We start from the raw sequence: 16,845 nt of genomic DNA, 5'->3' as shown, positions 1-16,845 counted from the left end.
TGGAGCATCAGAGGTCGTGAATTTCCGCCGACATCGCAACTGATCCGCCGTAAGCGTGAAAGCCCTCTGAAAGCTATGTCGGAACAGATGTCTGATCTGTTGGCCAGGTCCGGCCCCCTTCATCAATAGCTGTCCGAGCGTTGACGAGAAGCAAACCTCATCTCCTGAAACGGAGCGCGATCAAGTTGCTCTATCTGGCTCCCGAGCGATTGAGGTTGCGAGCCTAACGCTGGCTTCGAAACCGGACTGCTTCCCCGGCCTCGGCGATTTGAGCACGAGCGGGCTACCTATCCGATCAGCAATCGTCAAAACGATCGACAACCCGATCCCGCTCCCGCGGGCCGAAGCTCCGCCCCGCTCGAAACGGTCTGCCAATTTTGCCAGGGTTTCAGGTGGCACGACGGGTCCACCATTAGACACTTTCAGCAGCCCATCTGGATCAAGCGTGACTTCGACTGGTGCGGGGCCGCCGCCATAGCGCAGCGCATTCTCGACGAGGTTGCGGCACAGGATGCCGACGGCATCGGGGTCGATGTCGGACATCACAGGGGTTTCCGGCATGTTAAGGAGGATCCGCTCTTGTGGGACGCTTCTTCGCAAGTCGTCGACCACCACGCCCAGGGGAGCCCGCAGGTCGGACGTTCGTTCCAATCGAAGCCGGCTGCCTTCCGCCCGCGCGAGTTGCATCAGTCGTTCGGCGCGCGCTGTTAGCCGCTTGAGCGTCGTCTCGATGTCTGCTCCCCGCTGGGCAGTTTGCGGTTCCGTGGTTTCCTTGCGGATGCGCTGGGCCTGAGCGATCGCGCCAGCGAGCGGCGTCCGGAGTTCATGGGCAGTGTTGGTGGAGAGACTGCGTTCCGCTTCGAAGGCGGCCCTGAGCCTTTCGAATAGCGCGTTCAACGTGACAGCCAGTGGCTCGATCTCGCTGGGCAGGTCACCGGATGCCACAGGCCCAAGATCCTTTTCGCTCCGGATCTCGAGCTGTTCCCGGAACGCGCGTAGCGGCCTCGTGCTTGTCCGCACCGCCAGCACCACGGCGGCAAACGCGGCCGGGATGACCAGAAGGATCGGCAGTCCCAGGCCTATCTGCACATCCCTCACCACCTGAGCCCGATGCGCGAGCGGCTCGGCGATAGTGATACGCACCGTTCCCTGCAGGGCCTCTTCGCTGTAGAGACGATGCGTTGCTGTCCGTCCGAATCCGTTTCCCTGATAGGGGGGGAACACGGAGAGCTCGGCCGCATGAGACCGAAGGAGGACCTTACCTTTGTCGTCGCGGACCACGTAGGTGAGAAGCTCGTCATGGGCGCGGATGGCGCCAAGCCGCTGGCTGGCGACGTCTGCATCCTCGCGCCCCACGATGTCCAGAACCGCCAAGGGAAGCAGGCGTTGGGCGGTCTCCTGGAGGGAGGAATCGAAGACGTCCTCGATCCCGTGTCGCAGCAGGATGGCGGTCGTCCACGCCGCGCCGACCCAGATCACGAGTAGAAATGCTCCCAGCGACAGTAGGAGCCTGCCCTGTAGACTTCGGGGACGCCTCATGCCTGGGCCAGCCTGTAGCCGAGGCCGCGTTCGGTCTCGATTAGGTCGGTGCCGAGCTTCTTGCGCAGCCTGCTGACATGGACCTCGATCGTGTTGCTCTCCACCTCGGCATCGAAGTCGTAGAGCTTCTCCTCAAGTTGCGCCTTCGAGAGCAACTGGCCCGGCCGTGTCAGGAACGCCTCCAGCAATGCCCATTCGCGAGCTGTCAGCTGAACGGTCTTGCCGTCCCGGCGCACGCTCCGGCGGGCGATGTCGATGTCCAGCGACCGAAGGCGTATGATTGGATTGGGGTTGCCGGAATATCGTCGCGCGACGGAGCCGATGCGCGCCGACAACTCGTCGAGGTCAAACGGCTTGACGATGTAATCGTCGGCCCCAGCCGTCAGGCCCTCGATTCTGTCCGACACCTGGTCGAGGGCTGTCAGGATGATGATGGGCGTGACATCTCCGGCCGCCCTCAGGGCACGAAGGAACACGATCCCCCGTCCGTCGGGGAGCATCAGGTCGAGCAGGATCAGGTCGTAGGCCGCGCCCGCCATCGAGTCCCGCGCCGCATCGATCCGCGTGACCCAGTCCACCGAGTGGCCGTCACTGACGATCTGGTCGCGTACCGCCGCGCCAAGCACGCTGTCGTCCTCTATCAACAGGATTCGCATAGTGGTTCGCCCTTTCGCGGCCGCTGCCTTCCTTGGCGGACGTCCCTGACACCAGGCTGAAGCGGATTGCGCGCGAACTTCAGGATACCGTCAGCTTGGCTCTCCACCTTGCGTTGGCTCAAATCAGGTTGGAACGGAGTCCAGGGTCTATGCGGCTTGCCTTGATGATGCTCGCCTGCGTCGCGGCCCTCTCTGCTGGACCGGCGCGCGCCGATGACCAATGCTTCGCGCCGATGGCGGACTGGAAGCCGAGGGAGGTCGTGACCGGCCTTGCGGCCCGGAATGGCTGGACGGTACGACGGATCAAGATCGACGACGGCTGTTATGAGATAGACGCCACTGACGCAAAAGGTCAGCGGATCGAGGTGACCGTCCATCCATCGACCCTCGAAATCATCCAGATCAAACCCAAGGACGGCGCCGATCATCGGCACCGCGAGGAAGCCCGCCATGACGATCAATGACTTTGCCTCGACCCGGTCCGGCTCCCAAGACACCGCCGAGCGGCGGGTCCTGGTCTGGGACCCGCTGGTTCGCCTCTTCCACTGGGGCCTCGTCGGCGCATTCGCAACGGCGTGGCTGACCGCCGAAGATATACAGCCTGTTCACCAGCTCGCTGGATATGCGGTCGCCGGTCTTGTCGGCTTCAGGATCCTATGGGGTCTCGTCGGCAGCCGCTACGCCCGCTTCACGCAGTTCGTCCGCGGACCTGTCCGGACAGCCTCCTACATCAAGAAGATGGTGACTGGCAGGGAGCGGCGCTACTTGGGCCACAACCCGGCTGGCGCGGCGATGGTTGTAGCGATCCTGGTGACGTTATCCGGGACGGCCTTGACGGGTTGGCTTCTCGAAGCGCCGGACGCCGCCGCAGGACAGGTGCAGATCGTCACGCCCGCCTTCGCGGAAAACGATGCCAACGAGGCTGAGGCGGGGACAGGCGTCAACCTGGAAGAGCGGGCCGGAGGTCCGCTCAAGGATATCCACGAAACACTTGCCGACCTGATGCTTCTGCTGGTCGTGCTGCATGTCGGCGGAGTTGCGTTGGCTTCGCTCCGCCACCGGGAGAATCTCGTTCGTGCAATGCTCACAGGCCGCAAGAGGCCTCCCGCTCCCGGCGACATCGCCTGAGCGCTGGTGTCCAAGCAGCAGAGAACCAACCTGGCCCCGTTTCGGCGGGGCCTTTCGATTCCTGACGGCAAGCTGAAGCAAAAAACCTGTCCCGGTCAGGAAGCGATCAGGGCGGGTCGCCAGAACGGCAGCAGCAGAAAAAGGAGATCCTGCGATGAAAAAGACCATTTCCATCTTGCTCGCGTCGACAGCGCTGATCGCCGTGATCGGCATTCCCGCGTGGAGCGCCATGTACGGCGCTGGCCAGTTCGAGGGACGGCGCGACGCAGCCTTGGGTGCCTTCCAGGCCCCTGGGGCATCTCCGGTGTTGGTCAGCGACGACGACGGCGAAGACCGTGATCATGAACGTCGACTGCGCCGTGGGGACGATGACCATGAGGGCGATCAAGAGGACGATGACGATGGCGGCAACGCGTCGGGCCCGGCTCCGGCCGGAAGTGTGGCTCCCCCGAGCAATGGCCTCTTCGGCACCGGTGCCATGCCCAAGGTTCAGGTCAACTGAGCCGACCGCTCGCTTCACGCCAGTCCAAGGAACATTCCAATGAGAACCATCTTAGCCGCCCTGGCCCTGACCACGGCCCTGACGCTTCCCGGCATCGCCATGGCCCGCCCGGTAACCCTTACCACCACGCTGAAGAACTATGGCGGCAACGGGGCCTACCTCGCCATCTATGTCACCGACCCCACGGGGGCCTATGCCGGCAGCCTCTGGATGGCCGGAACCAAGTCCAAATACTACGAACACCTATCCGACTGGTACCGCGCGACGGGCGGCAATGCCGCCGAGATCAATGGCATCACGGGAGCGAGCGTGGGCGCTGGCCGCCGGCTGGAGATCACACTCGACCTTGCGGATGCGCTCTTTGACGCCGGCTATACCGTCCACATCGACGCGGCCGCGGAGGACATGCGCGACAGTCCCGACGAGATCACCGTTCCGCTGACCGCCAAAGGGGCGGGACAGCCCGTTCCCGGCCGCCGCTACATCGCGGACTTCAGCTACGGCTTGTAAGGCGCTGCAGCAATGATCCGTGCCCTTCACCGTTGGCTGGGCCTGCCGGCTCTTATCCTCGTGACGCTCCTCGCCGTCAGTGGCGCGGCGCTGTCCGTCTTCCCGGCGGCGGAACGGATTTCCGCGCCGCAAGCGGAACAGGCGATGAGCGTCGCAGACCTTGCCGCACGCATAAAGTCCGCCTTCCCGGGGGTCGAGCAGATACGGCGCTCACCCTCCGGACGCATCACCGCCTTCTGGTTCGAGGGCGGCACGCCGGCATCGGCCGTTATCGACCCGGCGACAGGAGCCGCTACGGCTTCGGGCGATCCCAACCCGGTCCAGCGCTGGCTCGCCAACCTGCACCGCTCGCTGTTCCTTGACGACGTCGGCCGTATCGCCATGGCAACGGGGGCGGCGGCGATGCTCGTCCTTGCCGTCTCCGGTTCGATGCTGGTCGCCAGGCGCGCCGGCGGATGGAGACGCTGGTTCGCCCCGCTTCGGGGGCCTCTGGCGGGGCGCATCCATGTCGAGCTTGCGCGGGCGGCTGTCCTTGGCCTTCTGCTGTCGTCGGCAACGGCCCTTTGGATGACGGCCTCGACCTTCGGGTTCCTTCCGGACAAGGCGGCCGTTCCAAGCCTGCCATCCGCGGTGAGCGGGACGATGGGCGCCACCTTGACATCGATGCCGCTGCTCGCGGCGACGCCCGTGTCGAGCCTGCGCGAGCTGAACTTCCCCTATGCGGGAGACGCCACCGACGTCTTTACGCTCAAGACCGAAAGCGGCACTGGCTACCTCGATCAGGGAACCGGGGCGACGCTCGCCTGGTCAGGCACGAGTGGTTGGACGCGCGTCTCCGAAACCATTTACATGCTCCACACCGGACAGGGCGCAGCGCTTCTGGGCCTGCTTCTCGGGCTCACGGCGCTTGCGGTCCCTGCCATGGGCGCAACGGGGCTCCTCATCTGGCTGAAAGGCCCCGGCGGCCGCCCGCGGATTCGCGACAATGCCGCGCCGGCCCGCGCGGAGACGGTCATCCTGGTCGGAAGCGAGGGCGGCAGCACCTGGGGGTTTGCCGCGACGTTGCACTCTGCACTTACCCGTGCGGGGCAGAGCGTCCACACAGCGCCGATGTCGGCGTTCGACCCCGGCCGCCTTTCGGGTGTACGACGCTACGTCGTGCTGGCCGCGACCTACGGCAATGGCGACGTGCCCGCTTCGGCGAAAGGATTTTTGGACCGGCTGACCCGTCTACCCGCCGCGCCCGAAGCGCCGCTGGCTGTGCTGGGCTTCGGAGACCGGAGCTTCCCGGCATTCTGCGCCTACGCCAGGGCGGTTGTCGCTGCCGCGGAAGGCAGGGGCTGGCCGCTGCTGCTTCCCCTCGAAACGGTGGATCGTCAGTCGCCGCAGGAATTCGCGCGCTGGGGCCGTGCGCTTGGCGCCGCGCTCGGCATCGACTTCGAACTGAACCACCATGTTGTTCGCCCCTCTGCCACGGTCCTGACGCTTGTCTCGCGTCGCGACTTCGGCCATGAAGTCCAGGCGCCGACAGCGATTCTGCGCTTTGCCCTTCCACGCCGGTCCATCTGGCAACGCCTGATGGGACGAGGGTTCGCCCGCTTCGAGCCCGGAGATCTGCTCGGCGTCGTGCCGGAGGGATCGCCCATGCCACGCTTCTACTCGCTCGCCTCAGGCACCCAGGACCGGTTCGTGGAGATTGTCGTGCGCAAGCATGTCGGAGGCGTGTGCTCGGGCGAACTCATGGCGCTCGAACCGGGCGGAACGGTGGCTGGCTTCATCCGCCCGAACCCGGCGTTCCGTCCTGGTCGCGACCGCACTCCCCTTATCCTGGTCGGAGCGGGAACCGGAATAGGACCCCTCGCGGGCTTCATCCGGGCCAATGCATCACGGCGGCCGGTCCACCTGTTCTTCGGCATGCGACTTGCAGAAAGCGACTTTCTCTACCGCGAGGAACTGGACGCCTGGACGGCCGAGGGCAGGCTCTCCAGCCTGTCGACGGCGGTCTCGCGCGGAAGGCGGCCGCGCTACGTTCAGGACGCGCTCGTCGCAGAGCAAATCGAAGTCGTCCGCGCAATACGGAAAGGGGCGCGGATCATGGTCTGCGGGGGGCGGCAGATGGCTGCTGGGGTGGCCGAGGCGATGGCGCGGATACTTGACCCGGTTGGGCTGTCGCCCGCGGTCCTGAAGGCGGAGGGGCGCTATGTCGAAGATGTCTACTGATCTTGAGCGCCACGCCCTCAACGGGCCGACGATGGGCACACGCTGGTCCGCGCTTTTCCACGCCCCTTCGGGCTTCGACGCTGGAGCTGTCCGTGCGGTCCTGCAGGCCGCGGTCGACGAGGTCGATGCGCAGATGTCGACGTGGAAACCTGACAGCGACCTGGTGCGCCTCAACCGGGCTCCGGCAGGAGAGTGGGTGACGGTTCCAGGTCGCCTCCTCGACGTGATCCAGCTGGGGCTGGCGGTCGGCCAGGCTTCCGGCGGCGCTTTCGACATCGGGATGGGCGACGCGGTAAGCGCATGGGGCTTCGGCCCGGCTGAAGCCAGTCCAGACCGAATCCGCGGCGCGACGCAGGCAAGGCACGCGCATGCCTACGACGTGCTGGAGATCGACGGGGCCAAGGTCCGCAAGCGCCTGCCAATCAAGCTTGATCTCAACGGTGTCGCCAAGGGCTACGGCGTGGACCGCCTCGCCGAGATCCTTAGTAGCTGCGGCATTCGCGATGGGATCGTAGGCATCGACGGCGAGATCCGAGCCATGGGCCTCAGGCCCGACGGCGAGGCCTGGACGGTCGCCGTGGAGCGACCGGACCCGGAGCACCGCGCGCCACATTCGATCCTCTCCCTACAGGATCGCGCCGTCGCCACGTCCGGCGACTACCGCCATTGGGTCGAGGTGCAGGGCCGGCGTTTGTCCCACACCATGGATCCGACCCGCGGCGCGCCGCTTATAAAGCCGCCGGCGTCTGTCACGGTGATCGCGTCCACCTGCGCGCAGGCCGACGCCTGGGCGACCGCGCTGATGGTGCTCGGCTCTGAGAAGGGCGGTGAACTCGCCCTCCAGTTGGGGCTCGATGCCCTGTTCCTGCTTCGCGATGGAGTGGACAGCATCCGCGCCTCCCGGATCGGGGGCTTGTTCGGGGGCGCAGGGAGCTCGGTCCCTGCGGAGGCGGGCTGATCGCGATGCGGCATTCGAACGGAGGGGAGCTGAGAACGGCCTTGCCGCTTGTCGCCTTAGGGGGCCTACGCTTGGCCTCGCCCTCTGTCTCGCGGGCGGGCCCGACTTGGCCCCGCCTCGCCAAGCTTGCCGGGATGATGCCCGTCCAAGCTCCTCGACCACGGCGCTGTCGCCCACGCCAATCTCTATAGCCATAAAATCAACCCTTATCAAAGGACTTGAAATGAGCCGTCTCTCGCATTCCGAAATTCACATGGTTCACCGGATCGGCTGGCTCCGCGCGGCCGTGCTTGGCGCAAATGACGGCATCGTCTCCACGTCGAGCCTCGTCGTTGGCGTGGCGGCCGCCGGATCGGGATCAGCCCAGATCCTGATTGCCGGATTGGCTGGTCTCGTGGCGGGCGCGATGTCCATGGCTGCCGGGGAATATGTTTCGGTCAGCTCCCAGACGGATGCCGAGAATGCCGACCTCGCCCGCGAGAGACGCGAACTCGCCGAAACGCCTGAGGCAGAACTGGAAGAACTGACGCAGATTTATGTCGACCGGGGCCTGGATCGCGAGCTCGCCGAGCGGGTCGCGGTGCAGCTGACAGAGCGCGATGCCTTGGGCACCCACGCCCGTGACGAACTCGGCATCTCCGAGACGGTCGCTGCCCGCCCGGTGCAGGCAGCCCTGGTCTCGGCCCTTACCTTCGCATCGGGAGCGGTCGTGCCCGTGCTGGTCGCGCTGGCATCTCCTGTGGACAAGACAAGCGTCGTGGTCGCGGCATCTACAATCGTCGCGTGGCCATACTGGGCGGCCTGGGCGCCTCCGCCGGAGGAGCCGGCGTGCTGCGCGGCGCCGTTCGTGTTACTTTCTGGGGCGCTCTCGCGATGGCTGTCACTGCCGGCGTCGGGACGATGTTCGGGATCAGCGCCGGATAGTGGGCTCTCTGGTCAGCGAGGAGCAGCTCGGTGCCCCGGCGTTCATTCGAGTGCAAGGCGAATGGATGGCGTTGGCCGTCAGTCCATAAGCGTTGCGGCTTGCGAACTTGATGAAGGTCAAAGCCACTGGTCATGCAAGCCTGTACGGCTTGTCGCGCGTCCGCGAACCCGGAGACACGCATGCAAGCCTACGAACGAGAGGCTGAAAGCTCGGCAAACGTGCCGCCGGCCCCCGTGTTCGTCGCCCGAGGACTAACCAAGGTCTACGGCTCGGGCGACTCGCAAGTGACGGCCCTGAAGAACGTGGATCTCGATATTCGGCAGGGCGAGTTCATCGTTCTTCTTGGGCCCTCCGGTTCGGGCAAGTCGACCCTTCTCAATATCCTTGGTGGACTGGACGCTCCAACGTCAGGCTCGGCAAAGTGGCGCGATCACCAACTGACCGGAGCTGGCGACGATGAGCTAACCACATACAGGCGCGAGCATGTCGGCTTCGTCTTCCAGTTCTACAATCTGATACCGAGCCTCAGTGTCGAAGAGAACGTGCGGCTGGTTGCGCAGATAGCCAGCGATCCGATGGACCCCAGGCAAGCGCTCGAACTCGTCGGATTGTCGCATCGCGCACGTCACTTCCCGTCGCAGTTGTCGGGCGGGGAACAGCAGCGGGTAGCCGTGGCTCGCGCGATCGTGAAACGACCTGATGTCCTGCTTTGCGACGAGCCGACCGGCGCGCTCGACGTCGATACCGGCCGGATGGTACTTGCGGCGATCGCCAAGGTGAACGCGCAGCTCGGCACGACGACCATCGTGATCACCCATAACTCGGCAATCGCTGGAATGGCCGACCGCGTCTTGCGGCTGAGCGGTGGGCGCATCGTCAAGGAGGAACCTAATCCGAACCGCATCGCCGCCGACGATGTGCAATGGTGAGCGTGCTGGACATCAAGGTTCTGCGCGATATCTGGTCGATGCGGCTTCAGGTTCTCAGCATCGCGATGCTCGTCGCTGCGGGCGTGGCCGTCTTCGTGATGTCGGTGTCCAACTACCGGGCGCTTGTTGGCGCCATGGAGAACCACTACCGCAACGAGCGCTTCGCGGACCTCTTTGCCGGCATGACGCGCGCGCCACTGGTCATCGCTGATCGTCTGCGCGAGATCGATGGGATCGGCATCGTGGAGCCGCGGGTTGCGAAGCCAGTGCGGATAATACGCGAGGACACGAACCTGCCGATCTCGGGCCGCATCATCTCGCTGCCGGCCGATGGGCAGCCGCTGCTCAATCGTCTCCATCTGGTGCAGGGGCGCTGGCCCGACCCGTTCCATCCGGAAGAGGTCATCATCAACGCAGCCTATGCCGAGGCGCGGGCCGTGCGAATTGGAGATCCCATCGAGGTCGTCCTCAATGGGCGCCTGCAGGATTTTCGCGTCGTCGGTTCCGCCTTGTCGCCCGAGTTCGTCTTTGCCACGCGAAGCGCAGTACCGCTTCCCGATGATCGGAACTTCGTGGTGCTGTGGGCAGGCGAGGATGCGGTGGCAAGTGCTTTCGACATGAAGGGCGCGTTCAACGATGTGGCGATGACGATAGCTCCGGGGGCAAGCGTGCAGCATGTGCTGGAGGAGGTGGACCGCTTGCTGGCTCCATACGGCGGTACAGGAGCCTACGATCGCGGCGATCAGCCCTCGCACCGCTTTCTTGAGGATGAGCTGGCGGAGCAGGAAACCTTGAGCATTTTCATGCCATCCGTCTTCTTCGGCATCGCGGCTTTTCTGCTCAACGTCGTCATCGGCAGAATGGTTGAAGCGCAACGCGGACAGATCGCTTCGCTCAAGGCCCTGGGATTCGCCAACGGCACCATCGCGCTCCATTACTTCAAGTTGGTCACGGCCATCGCGCTGGTGGGATCGGCCGCAGGCCTCGTCCTGGGATGGTGGTTCGCCGTCGGCGTCGTGGGAAGCTATCGCGCCTTCTTCCGGTTTCCTTCGCTGGAGGCGCGGTTCGAGCCGTGGCTCCTCGTTGCCGCGACGCTGGTCAGCATCGTCTCGGCAAACCTTGCGGCTGCGACATCGGTCTATCGAATAGCTGTGCTTCCACCCGCCGAAGCCATGCGACCTGCAACCCCGCCTGCTCTGCAGACCTTCGCCTGGCTCCAAACGATAGGGAACCGCGTCATTCCGCTGCAGTATATCATTGCGGCCCGCACAACACTGGGCAGGCCGATCAGGACGCTGTTTTCGATCATCGGCATCGCCCTTGCCATTCCGCTTATCCTGTTTGGGCTCTACTGGTTCGATGCCATCGACTACATGATCGATGTCAGCTTAAGCCGGGTCGAGCGCGGCGACGCCTTTCTCACTTTCACCGAACCTGTTTCCACGGACGCACGTTACGAGTTGATGGCGCTTCCCGGAGTGCTGAATGCTGAACTCCAGAGAGTGGTTCCCGTGAGATTGCGAGCGGGGTACCGGACCTATCGCACGTCGGCCATTGGCCTGGATCCCGGTTCCGAACTCAAAATCCCCAGGGACAAGGCGCTGCAACCGATCTCCGTTCCTGCAGATGGCATCATGCTGAGCCGGCAGATCGCGGGCCAGCTCGATCTCCATGTGGGCGACAGAGTGTCCATCGAGGTGCTTGAAGGTACCAGGGTTGTAAAGGACGTCATTGTCCGCAGGATCTCCGACGACATTCTGGGATCGTCGGTGACCATGGACCGCAGCGCGCTCAATCGCGTGATGAAGGAAGGTCCCGTTGCAAACGTCGCGGCCCTAAGGATTGACCCTGCTCAATCGGAACTGGTCTGGTCCAGGATAAAGTCGATGCCGAGGATCGAGGGAAGTTCGGTCAAGGCTCTGTGGCTGTCACTGTTCAGCGACACGATCGGCGGAATGGTGCTGATCGGCGCGCTGATCCTGGCGGGGTTCGGAATGCTGATCGCGATAGGTGTAGTCTATAACAGCGCACGCATCGCCCTGCAGGAGCGCGCCTGGGAACTGGCCGGTCTGCGTATTGTCGGGCTAACTCGGCACGAAGTATCGGCGGTCGTTGTCAGCGAGCTTGTCGTCGAGCTCGTCGTGGCGATTCCGTTGGGACTTTTGATCGGGCGCTACCTGATCGAGCTAATCGCCTCAGCGCGGGCGAGCCAATCGTTCCAAATTCCCGCTGTGATCGATCCGAGCAGCTACGTCATAGCGTCGGTTCTGGTGATCGCCGCGGCTTTCGCCAGTTTCATCATGATCCGCCGAAGGATCGATGCACTCGACCTGGTTGCCGTCCTCAAGACCCGAGACTGATCATGAAGCACCGGCCTACCTCGATCGCTGCTGGACTCTTGCTGGTGTCGATCGCGGCGGCGGGCCTCTATTGGCTCCTCTTGCCGCAGCCCATTCTGGTCGAGACCGCCGAGGTCGTGATGACGACGTTTCAGGATACGATCGAGGAAGACGGACGCACGCGCGTGCGCGATCGCTATATGGTGTCGGCGCCTTTATCGGGTCGCGTGCAGCGGCTGATACTGAAGGCCGGCGATGTCGTGCACGCCGGGCAAAAACTGGCGACCATCACGCCGCCTGTTTCTCCTTTGCTGGATTCACGAGTGCGGCAGGAACTCGAGGCGCAGGTCGGCGCAGCCGAGGCTGGCGTCGAAGAGGCTGAAGCGATTCACGAGCAGGCCAAGGTCCTCCTGGCTCAAGCTAGCACGGATCTTGAGCGCACAAGGCAGCTTGCACAGCGTAATGTGGCGGCTGCGGCGCAACTGGAAAGAGAACAGGCCCTCTTCCAGTCCGCCGGCCGGCAGGCGGATGCCGCCGAGCGCCGCTCGCATGCCGCAACTCATGTCCTGGAGCAGGCTCGCGCTGCACTGCAATCTGCCGGCAATCCCGATCCGGGCGAAGGCTTCCCGGTTCTGTCGCCCATAGATGGACGCGTTCTCAGGGTCGAACAGGAAAGCGAGAGCGTGGTCTCGTTGGCGGCCCCATTGGTCGAACTGGGGGACCCGGGCGACCTCGAAGTCGCGGTGGATGTTTTGACGACCGAAGCCGCCCGTATAAGGCAGGGCGATAAGGCGACCATCGCGCGGTGGGGCGGGCCTTCGGATTTGCAGGGCGTCGTGCGGCGTGTCGAGCCTTCCGGCTTCGCCAAGATCTCCGCGCTCGGCGTGGAAGAACAGCGCGTCTGGGTCATCATCGACATAGTCTCGCCGCGGCAGAGCTGGACCAGTCTCGGAGACGGTTACCGTGTCGAGGTCAGTATCGCGATCGACCAGATTGACAAGGCAACTGTCTTGCCGATGGGAGCTTTATTCCGGCGAGGCGATGCCTGGAGCATCTTTGTCGTCGATCAAGGGCGCGCATATCTCCGGGAGATCGAGGTCACGCGGCGCTCGGCACGCTTTGCCGTGGCCCAGGGCATACGGCCGGGTGAGATGGTAGTCGTCTATCCGCCTGCTTCGCTTGCCGATGGCAGCAAGATCAGGGTCCAGTAGGGGCTGGGCTCATCGTGTCCGCAGCGAGATGGTCTACCCAATCCAAAAGAGCGTCGGGAAGGTGCAACAACAGAGTTGGCGACGGCGATCTTTGTTGGCAGCGCAGCTCTGCTTCACGGCCAACGTCCGATCGCTCGCATTCTTGGGACACTTTGGCACGCTGTCACATCGGATCCTCGCGATAGCTCGTTCGGCCGGACGCTGCCCACACCTCGACGAGCAGCATCGTCACGGTAACAGCCAAGGGGCCAAGTATGAACCCGGGAGCCCCGAAAACCGCCAGCCCACCTATCATCGATATGAAAGCGGGAATCGTGTGGAGCCTCAGTTGGTTTCCCACCAGCAGCGGCCGAAGGAGGTTGTCGATCCCGCCTACGACAATGGCGCCCCAAACCGTGAGGATCAGGGCCTTACCCCAATCACCATCAAGCAGGAGCAGGATAGCCGCCGGTATCCACACGATGAAAGCACCCAGGACCGGCACGACGGAAAGCAGGCTCATCACCACGCCCCAAAGAAGGGGCGTCGGCAATCCCAGGACCCAGAACATCAGGCCGCCCAAAGAACCTTGAACCGCCGCGACGGCTAGCGTCCCATATATTGTTGCGTGAACGGTATCGAAGACGCGCTGAAACAATCGCTCCGTCTCGGCGCTGTCCAGCGGCATCCAATCGCGAAGAAGGCGTGCAACGGCTTTCCGATCGCGAAGGAAGTAGAACAGCATGTAGAACGTTATAAGGACCTCCGCGATCTGCAACACCGAGCTCTTGACGAAAGTCGCGCCGGCATTGCTTAGCCATGTTGCGAGGCTCGCGATCATCGAGGGCAGATCGACCTGTTGATCTATCCACCTTCCAATAGGTGCTATGCTGGGATGCGCGTTCAGGAGCCGCTGGAGCTCTCCATCCGCTAACCGGGTTCGGACAGAGGCAGCCCCGGAAGCAGCTTCCTCGACCAGACGCTCCACCACCAAAGCTGCCGGGACAAAGACGAGCAGCACGATCGTCAATACTGAAACCATCGCCGCCAGGTTCGGATGTTTCGCCTTCGTCTCGATCCAGCCTTGGAAAGGGCCAAAGAGGATTGCCAGCGCAGACGCCCAGGTGATCGCGCCTAAAAATGGCCGGGCCAAAAGCACGCAGACGACAATCCCGATGATCGCGGCAGCGGCTAGAACAAACGTGCTTGCGCGGCTGCGGCGAACTCGAGGAGCGCCAGCGTTCATCTCGCCAACTCCGAAACGGTTCGTGCGGGAGTTTGCATGACATTCAACTTTTGTTGATCATCAACTCACCCGTCATGGATCGGCTCCTGCGGCTAGGCTTTAAGACGCTCCCGCCAGAGTGGCTTCAGTAACTCGAGGCCTGCCAGCACGACAAATCCCGCGGCAAACGTCATAGCGAGATCGTCGAGATGCAGTGGTCCGAAGCGGAAGAGACTGGTGGCAAACGGCCACAGAAGGGTGCCGGCCAGCATTGACGCGACAGTGACGACAACAATCATGAGCGATCGGTTCGGCCTGTGAAGCGCGGTCAAAATGGACGCGCTGAAGGAGCGGTTGACAAAAATCAGCCCCACGATTGTCAGCACCAGCGAGAAGAACGTCAGCGCCCGGATTTCGTTCTCGGCCATGCCTTGTCTAAGGGCGACAATGTAAATGCCCGCGAGAAGCGCGAAGGCAACAATCCCCTGGATCAGTCCCCACCCGATCAACGCCCCGGAGAACAGGGGCGAGTCTGGATTGCGTGGCGGACGGCGCATGACATCGTCTTCTTCGTTTTCCGCCTCGAAGACCAGCGAACACACCGGATCGATCACCATCTCCAGAAAGGCGATGTGGATCGGCCCGAACAGGATCGGCAGGCTAAACAGCAGCGGGAGCAGCGAGAGGCCCGCGATCGGCACGTGGACCGCGAAGATGAACCCTATCGCCTTGCGCAGATTGTCGAAGATGCGGCGGCCAAGCCGAACGGCCTTGACGATCGAACCGAAATCATCGTCGAGCAGGACGATCGACGATGCCTCGCGCGCGACGTCGGTGCCACGACCGCCCATGGCAATCCCGATATTGGCTGCTTTCAGCGACGGCGCGTCATTGACGCCGTCGCCGGTCATGGCCACGATCTCACCACTCGATTTCAGTGCGCTCACGATGCGAAGTTTCTGTTCGGGCATGATACGCGCGAACACGGTTGCGGTTTTCACCCGCAGCGCCAGCTCGTCGTCATTGAGCGCTTGCATCTCAGTGCCGGTCACCACGCTTTCCGCGTCGAGGCCAGCCTGGCGCGCGATTATCTTGGCCGTCGCCGGGTAGTCACCGGTGATCATCATCACCTTGATGCCGGCCGAACGGCAGTCGCTGACAGCTTCGGGAACGCGAGCGCGCAGCGGATCGGTCAGACCGACCAGCCCGAGGAATTCGAATTTGAAATCATGTTGCGTCTTAGGCAAGTCGGTGCCGCGATGAACAGCGCGGGCCACGCCGAGAACGCGCAATCCCTCGTTGGCCATGGCTTCCACCAAGCCGGTCAAGACCTTGAAGACCTTTGCGTCCAGACGGCACAGCGCCGCGATCGCCTCTGGCGCACCTTTTGCTGCCACCAACGTATCGTCATCGCTACCTGTCGACCGCCAGACATTCGACATCGCGAGTAGGCCGGGGCGAAGCGGATATGCGTGGACCAGTTCCCAATCCGGTTTGTCCAGAACTCTGTGGTTGCGCAGCCGTTCCTTGCCGAGTTTGTGAAATGCGATCTCCATGGGGTCGAAAGGAATTTGCGCGCTGGCGAGCACGCCAGTCTCGACCAAATCGGCGAATGCCGCCGGCAGGTCCGTCTCCGGATTGTCGGCCGGCCGCAACCGCCTTCCATCCTCCAATCGCAGTTCGGCGACGGTCATCCGGTTCTCTGTAAGGGTTCCTGTCTTGTCGGTGCAAAGGATCGTCGCCGAGCCAAGCGTTTCGATCGCGGCGGCCCTGCGGGTCAGGACGCGCGCCTGCGATATGCGCCACGCCCCCATGGCCATGAAGATCGTGAGCACGACGGGAAATTCTTCCGGCAGCATGGACATGCCGAGCGCGATGCCTGCAAGCACGGCGTCCAGCCAACCGCCCCTCAGCAGCCCGTACAGCAAGACCGAGGCGACGCTGACCGCACCGCCGACCATCGCGAAAATACGTACGACGCGTCTCATCTGTGCCTGCAATCGCGGCGGCTCTGTCTCCATTGAGCTCAGCGAGTGCCCGATCTTGCCGATTTCACTTCGTGGCCCCGTCGCAAGGACTTCGCCAATCCCTGAACCGCGAACGATCAGCGAGCCCGAGAATAAGAGAGGCAGGTCGTCACCGCCTGGCCGGCCTTCGGTCAGTGGCGGGGCCCCGTCGGCCGCAATCTTTCGAACCGGCACGGATTCGCCTGTCAGCAGGGATTCGTCGCTCTGAAGGTCCCGGCTCTGAAGAAGCCTGGCATCGGCCGGGACCCGGTCACCCTCGCCGAGCACGACGAGATCTCCCCGGACAACCTCACGGCCCGCTATGCGCTTGCGTTCACCACCGCGTATGACCAGGGCGCGAGGGCTGGTGAGGTCACGCAGTGCTTCCAGAACGCGCTCGGTGCGCGTCTCCTGGATGATGGTTATGCCGATCGACATCGTGCCAAATGCCAGCAGGATCAGCGCCTCCTCCAGGTTGCCCAGGAGCAGATAGACGAGGCCTCCGCCAAGCAAGAGGGCCAGCATCGGTTCGCGAATGACCTCAAGGGCTATTCTAAATGGCGTGCGCCGGCTGGACCTGGGCAGTTCGTTCGGCCCCTCAGCGAGAAGCCTGGCCTGAGCCTCGGTTTCGCTGAGGCCGCGCAGGCGTTCTCCAATCTCCGAATTGCCAGCCCCACTTTGCGTTTTCTCGATACTGGGGGCACCCATCATCTGCTGC

13 protein-coding genes and 1 pseudogene are annotated in these 16,845 nt (G+C 63.6%); 10 read left to right on the top strand and 4 right to left on the bottom strand.

Annotated elements, in window-relative coordinates; all coding sequences use genetic code 11:
• Positions 1 to 180: 180 nt before the first annotated feature.
• Positions 181 to 1,539, bottom strand: coding sequence for an ATP-binding protein (locus P9272_RS08300; RefSeq protein ID WP_278160137.1), 1,359 nt, complete (start codon positions 1,537 to 1,539; stop codon positions 181 to 183).
• Entirely contained in the window at positions 1,536 to 2,195 is a 660-nt protein-coding gene (locus P9272_RS08295) for a response regulator transcription factor (protein ID WP_128256606.1), read from the bottom strand. The genes P9272_RS08300 and P9272_RS08295 overlap by 4 nt, the downstream gene beginning before the upstream one ends.
• Positions 2,196 to 2,359: 164 nt before the next feature.
• Here P9272_RS08295 and P9272_RS08290 point away from each other — a divergent pair, with 164 nt between their 5' ends.
• The 10 genes and pseudogenes from P9272_RS08290 (at position 2,360) to P9272_RS08245 (ending at position 12,917) form a co-directional block, all read left to right on the top strand.
• Positions 2,360 to 2,659 (top strand): PepSY domain-containing protein, encoded by a 300-nt coding sequence (locus P9272_RS08290; RefSeq protein ID WP_278160222.1) that lies wholly within the window; start codon positions 2,360 to 2,362, stop codon positions 2,657 to 2,659.
• The gene (locus tag P9272_RS08285) at positions 2,646 to 3,323 is read left to right on the top strand and encodes a cytochrome b/b6 domain-containing protein (RefSeq protein ID WP_278160136.1); all 678 of its coding nucleotides are present in this window, start codon (positions 2,646 to 2,648) and stop codon (positions 3,321 to 3,323) included. The genes P9272_RS08290 and P9272_RS08285 overlap by 14 nt, the downstream gene beginning before the upstream one ends.
• Before the next feature lie 154 nt (positions 3,324 to 3,477).
• Positions 3,478 to 3,825 (top strand): hypothetical protein, encoded by a 348-nt coding sequence (locus P9272_RS08280; protein WP_278160134.1) that lies wholly within the window; start codon positions 3,478 to 3,480, stop codon positions 3,823 to 3,825.
• Positions 3,826 to 3,864: 39 nt separating this feature from the next.
• Positions 3,865 to 4,335, top strand: coding sequence for a DUF2271 domain-containing protein (locus P9272_RS08275; protein ID WP_128256602.1), 471 nt, complete (start codon positions 3,865 to 3,867; stop codon positions 4,333 to 4,335).
• 12 nt (positions 4,336 to 4,347) lie between these two features.
• A complete protein-coding gene (locus tag P9272_RS08270; RefSeq protein ID WP_278160132.1) occupies positions 4,348 to 6,555 on the top strand; it encodes a PepSY domain-containing protein in 2,208 nt (735 codons plus the stop codon).
• Positions 6,536 to 7,513 carry an FAD:protein FMN transferase gene (locus P9272_RS08265; protein WP_278160131.1) on the top strand — a complete coding sequence of 326 codons (978 nt, stop codon included), beginning with the start codon at positions 6,536 to 6,538 and terminating at the stop codon, positions 7,511 to 7,513. Before P9272_RS08270 ends, P9272_RS08265 begins: the two co-directional genes overlap by 20 nt.
• A 223-nt stretch (positions 7,514 to 7,736) precedes the next feature.
• Positions 7,737 to 8,437 (top strand): annotated as a pseudogene (locus P9272_RS08260) (VIT family protein).
• A 180-nt stretch (positions 8,438 to 8,617) separates the two neighbouring features.
• Entirely contained in the window at positions 8,618 to 9,367 is a 750-nt protein-coding gene (locus P9272_RS08255) for an ABC transporter ATP-binding protein (RefSeq protein WP_278160130.1), read from the top strand.
• Positions 9,361 to 11,727 (top strand): ABC transporter permease, encoded by a 2,367-nt coding sequence (locus tag P9272_RS08250; protein ID WP_278160129.1) that lies wholly within the window; start codon positions 9,361 to 9,363, stop codon positions 11,725 to 11,727. Before P9272_RS08255 ends, P9272_RS08250 begins: the two co-directional genes overlap by 7 nt.
• A gap of 44 nt (positions 11,728 to 11,771) precedes the next feature.
• On the top strand, positions 11,772 to 12,917 hold the full coding sequence (locus P9272_RS08245) for an efflux RND transporter periplasmic adaptor subunit (protein WP_278160128.1): 1,146 nt from the start codon (positions 11,772 to 11,774) through the stop codon (positions 12,915 to 12,917).
• A gap of 163 nt (positions 12,918 to 13,080) precedes the next feature.
• Here the strand turns inward: P9272_RS08245 and P9272_RS08240 are convergent, their stop codons facing one another.
• Together P9272_RS08240 and P9272_RS08235 are read right to left on the bottom strand one after the other, a co-directional pair.
• Entirely contained in the window at positions 13,081 to 14,142 is a 1,062-nt protein-coding gene (locus P9272_RS08240; protein WP_278160127.1) for an AI-2E family transporter, read from the bottom strand.
• A gap of 92 nt (positions 14,143 to 14,234) precedes the next feature.
• Positions 14,235 to 16,838, bottom strand: a complete 2,604-nt coding sequence (locus tag P9272_RS08235; RefSeq protein WP_278160221.1) for a cation-translocating P-type ATPase — start codon at positions 16,836 to 16,838, stop codon at positions 14,235 to 14,237.
• Positions 16,839 to 16,845 lie beyond the last annotated feature (7 nt).

This window comes from Mesorhizobium sp. WSM4976, assembly GCF_029625685.1.
Taxonomy (GTDB): domain Bacteria; phylum Pseudomonadota; class Alphaproteobacteria; order Rhizobiales; family Rhizobiaceae; genus Mesorhizobium.
This window is presented reverse-complemented; position numbering and strand designations above follow the sequence as displayed.

Excerpts from the sequence above, each read along its gene's own strand:
- P9272_RS08300 (WP_278160137.1), bottom strand. The coding sequence starts at position 1,539 with ATGAGGCGTCCCCGAAGTCTACAGGGCAGGCTCCTACTGTCGCTGGGA.
- P9272_RS08295 (WP_128256606.1), bottom strand. The coding sequence starts at position 2,195 with ATGCGAATCCTGTTGATAGAGGACGACAGCGTGCTTGGCGCGGCGGTA.
- P9272_RS08290 (WP_278160222.1), top strand. The coding sequence starts at position 2,360 with ATGATGCTCGCCTGCGTCGCGGCCCTCTCTGCTGGACCGGCGCGCGCC.
- P9272_RS08285 (WP_278160136.1), top strand. The coding sequence starts at position 2,646 with ATGACGATCAATGACTTTGCCTCGACCCGGTCCGGCTCCCAAGACACC.
- P9272_RS08280 (WP_278160134.1), top strand. The coding sequence starts at position 3,478 with ATGAAAAAGACCATTTCCATCTTGCTCGCGTCGACAGCGCTGATCGCC.
- P9272_RS08275 (WP_128256602.1), top strand. The coding sequence starts at position 3,865 with ATGAGAACCATCTTAGCCGCCCTGGCCCTGACCACGGCCCTGACGCTT.
- P9272_RS08270 (WP_278160132.1), top strand. The coding sequence starts at position 4,348 with ATGATCCGTGCCCTTCACCGTTGGCTGGGCCTGCCGGCTCTTATCCTC.
- P9272_RS08265 (WP_278160131.1), top strand. The coding sequence starts at position 6,536 with ATGTCGAAGATGTCTACTGATCTTGAGCGCCACGCCCTCAACGGGCCG.
- P9272_RS08255 (WP_278160130.1), top strand. The coding sequence starts at position 8,618 with ATGCAAGCCTACGAACGAGAGGCTGAAAGCTCGGCAAACGTGCCGCCG.
- P9272_RS08250 (WP_278160129.1), top strand. The coding sequence starts at position 9,361 with ATGGTGAGCGTGCTGGACATCAAGGTTCTGCGCGATATCTGGTCGATG.
- P9272_RS08240 (WP_278160127.1), bottom strand. The coding sequence starts at position 14,142 with ATGAACGCTGGCGCTCCTCGAGTTCGCCGCAGCCGCGCAAGCACGTTT.
- P9272_RS08235 (WP_278160221.1), bottom strand. The coding sequence starts at position 16,838 with ATGATGGGTGCCCCCAGTATCGAGAAAACGCAAAGTGGGGCTGGCAAT.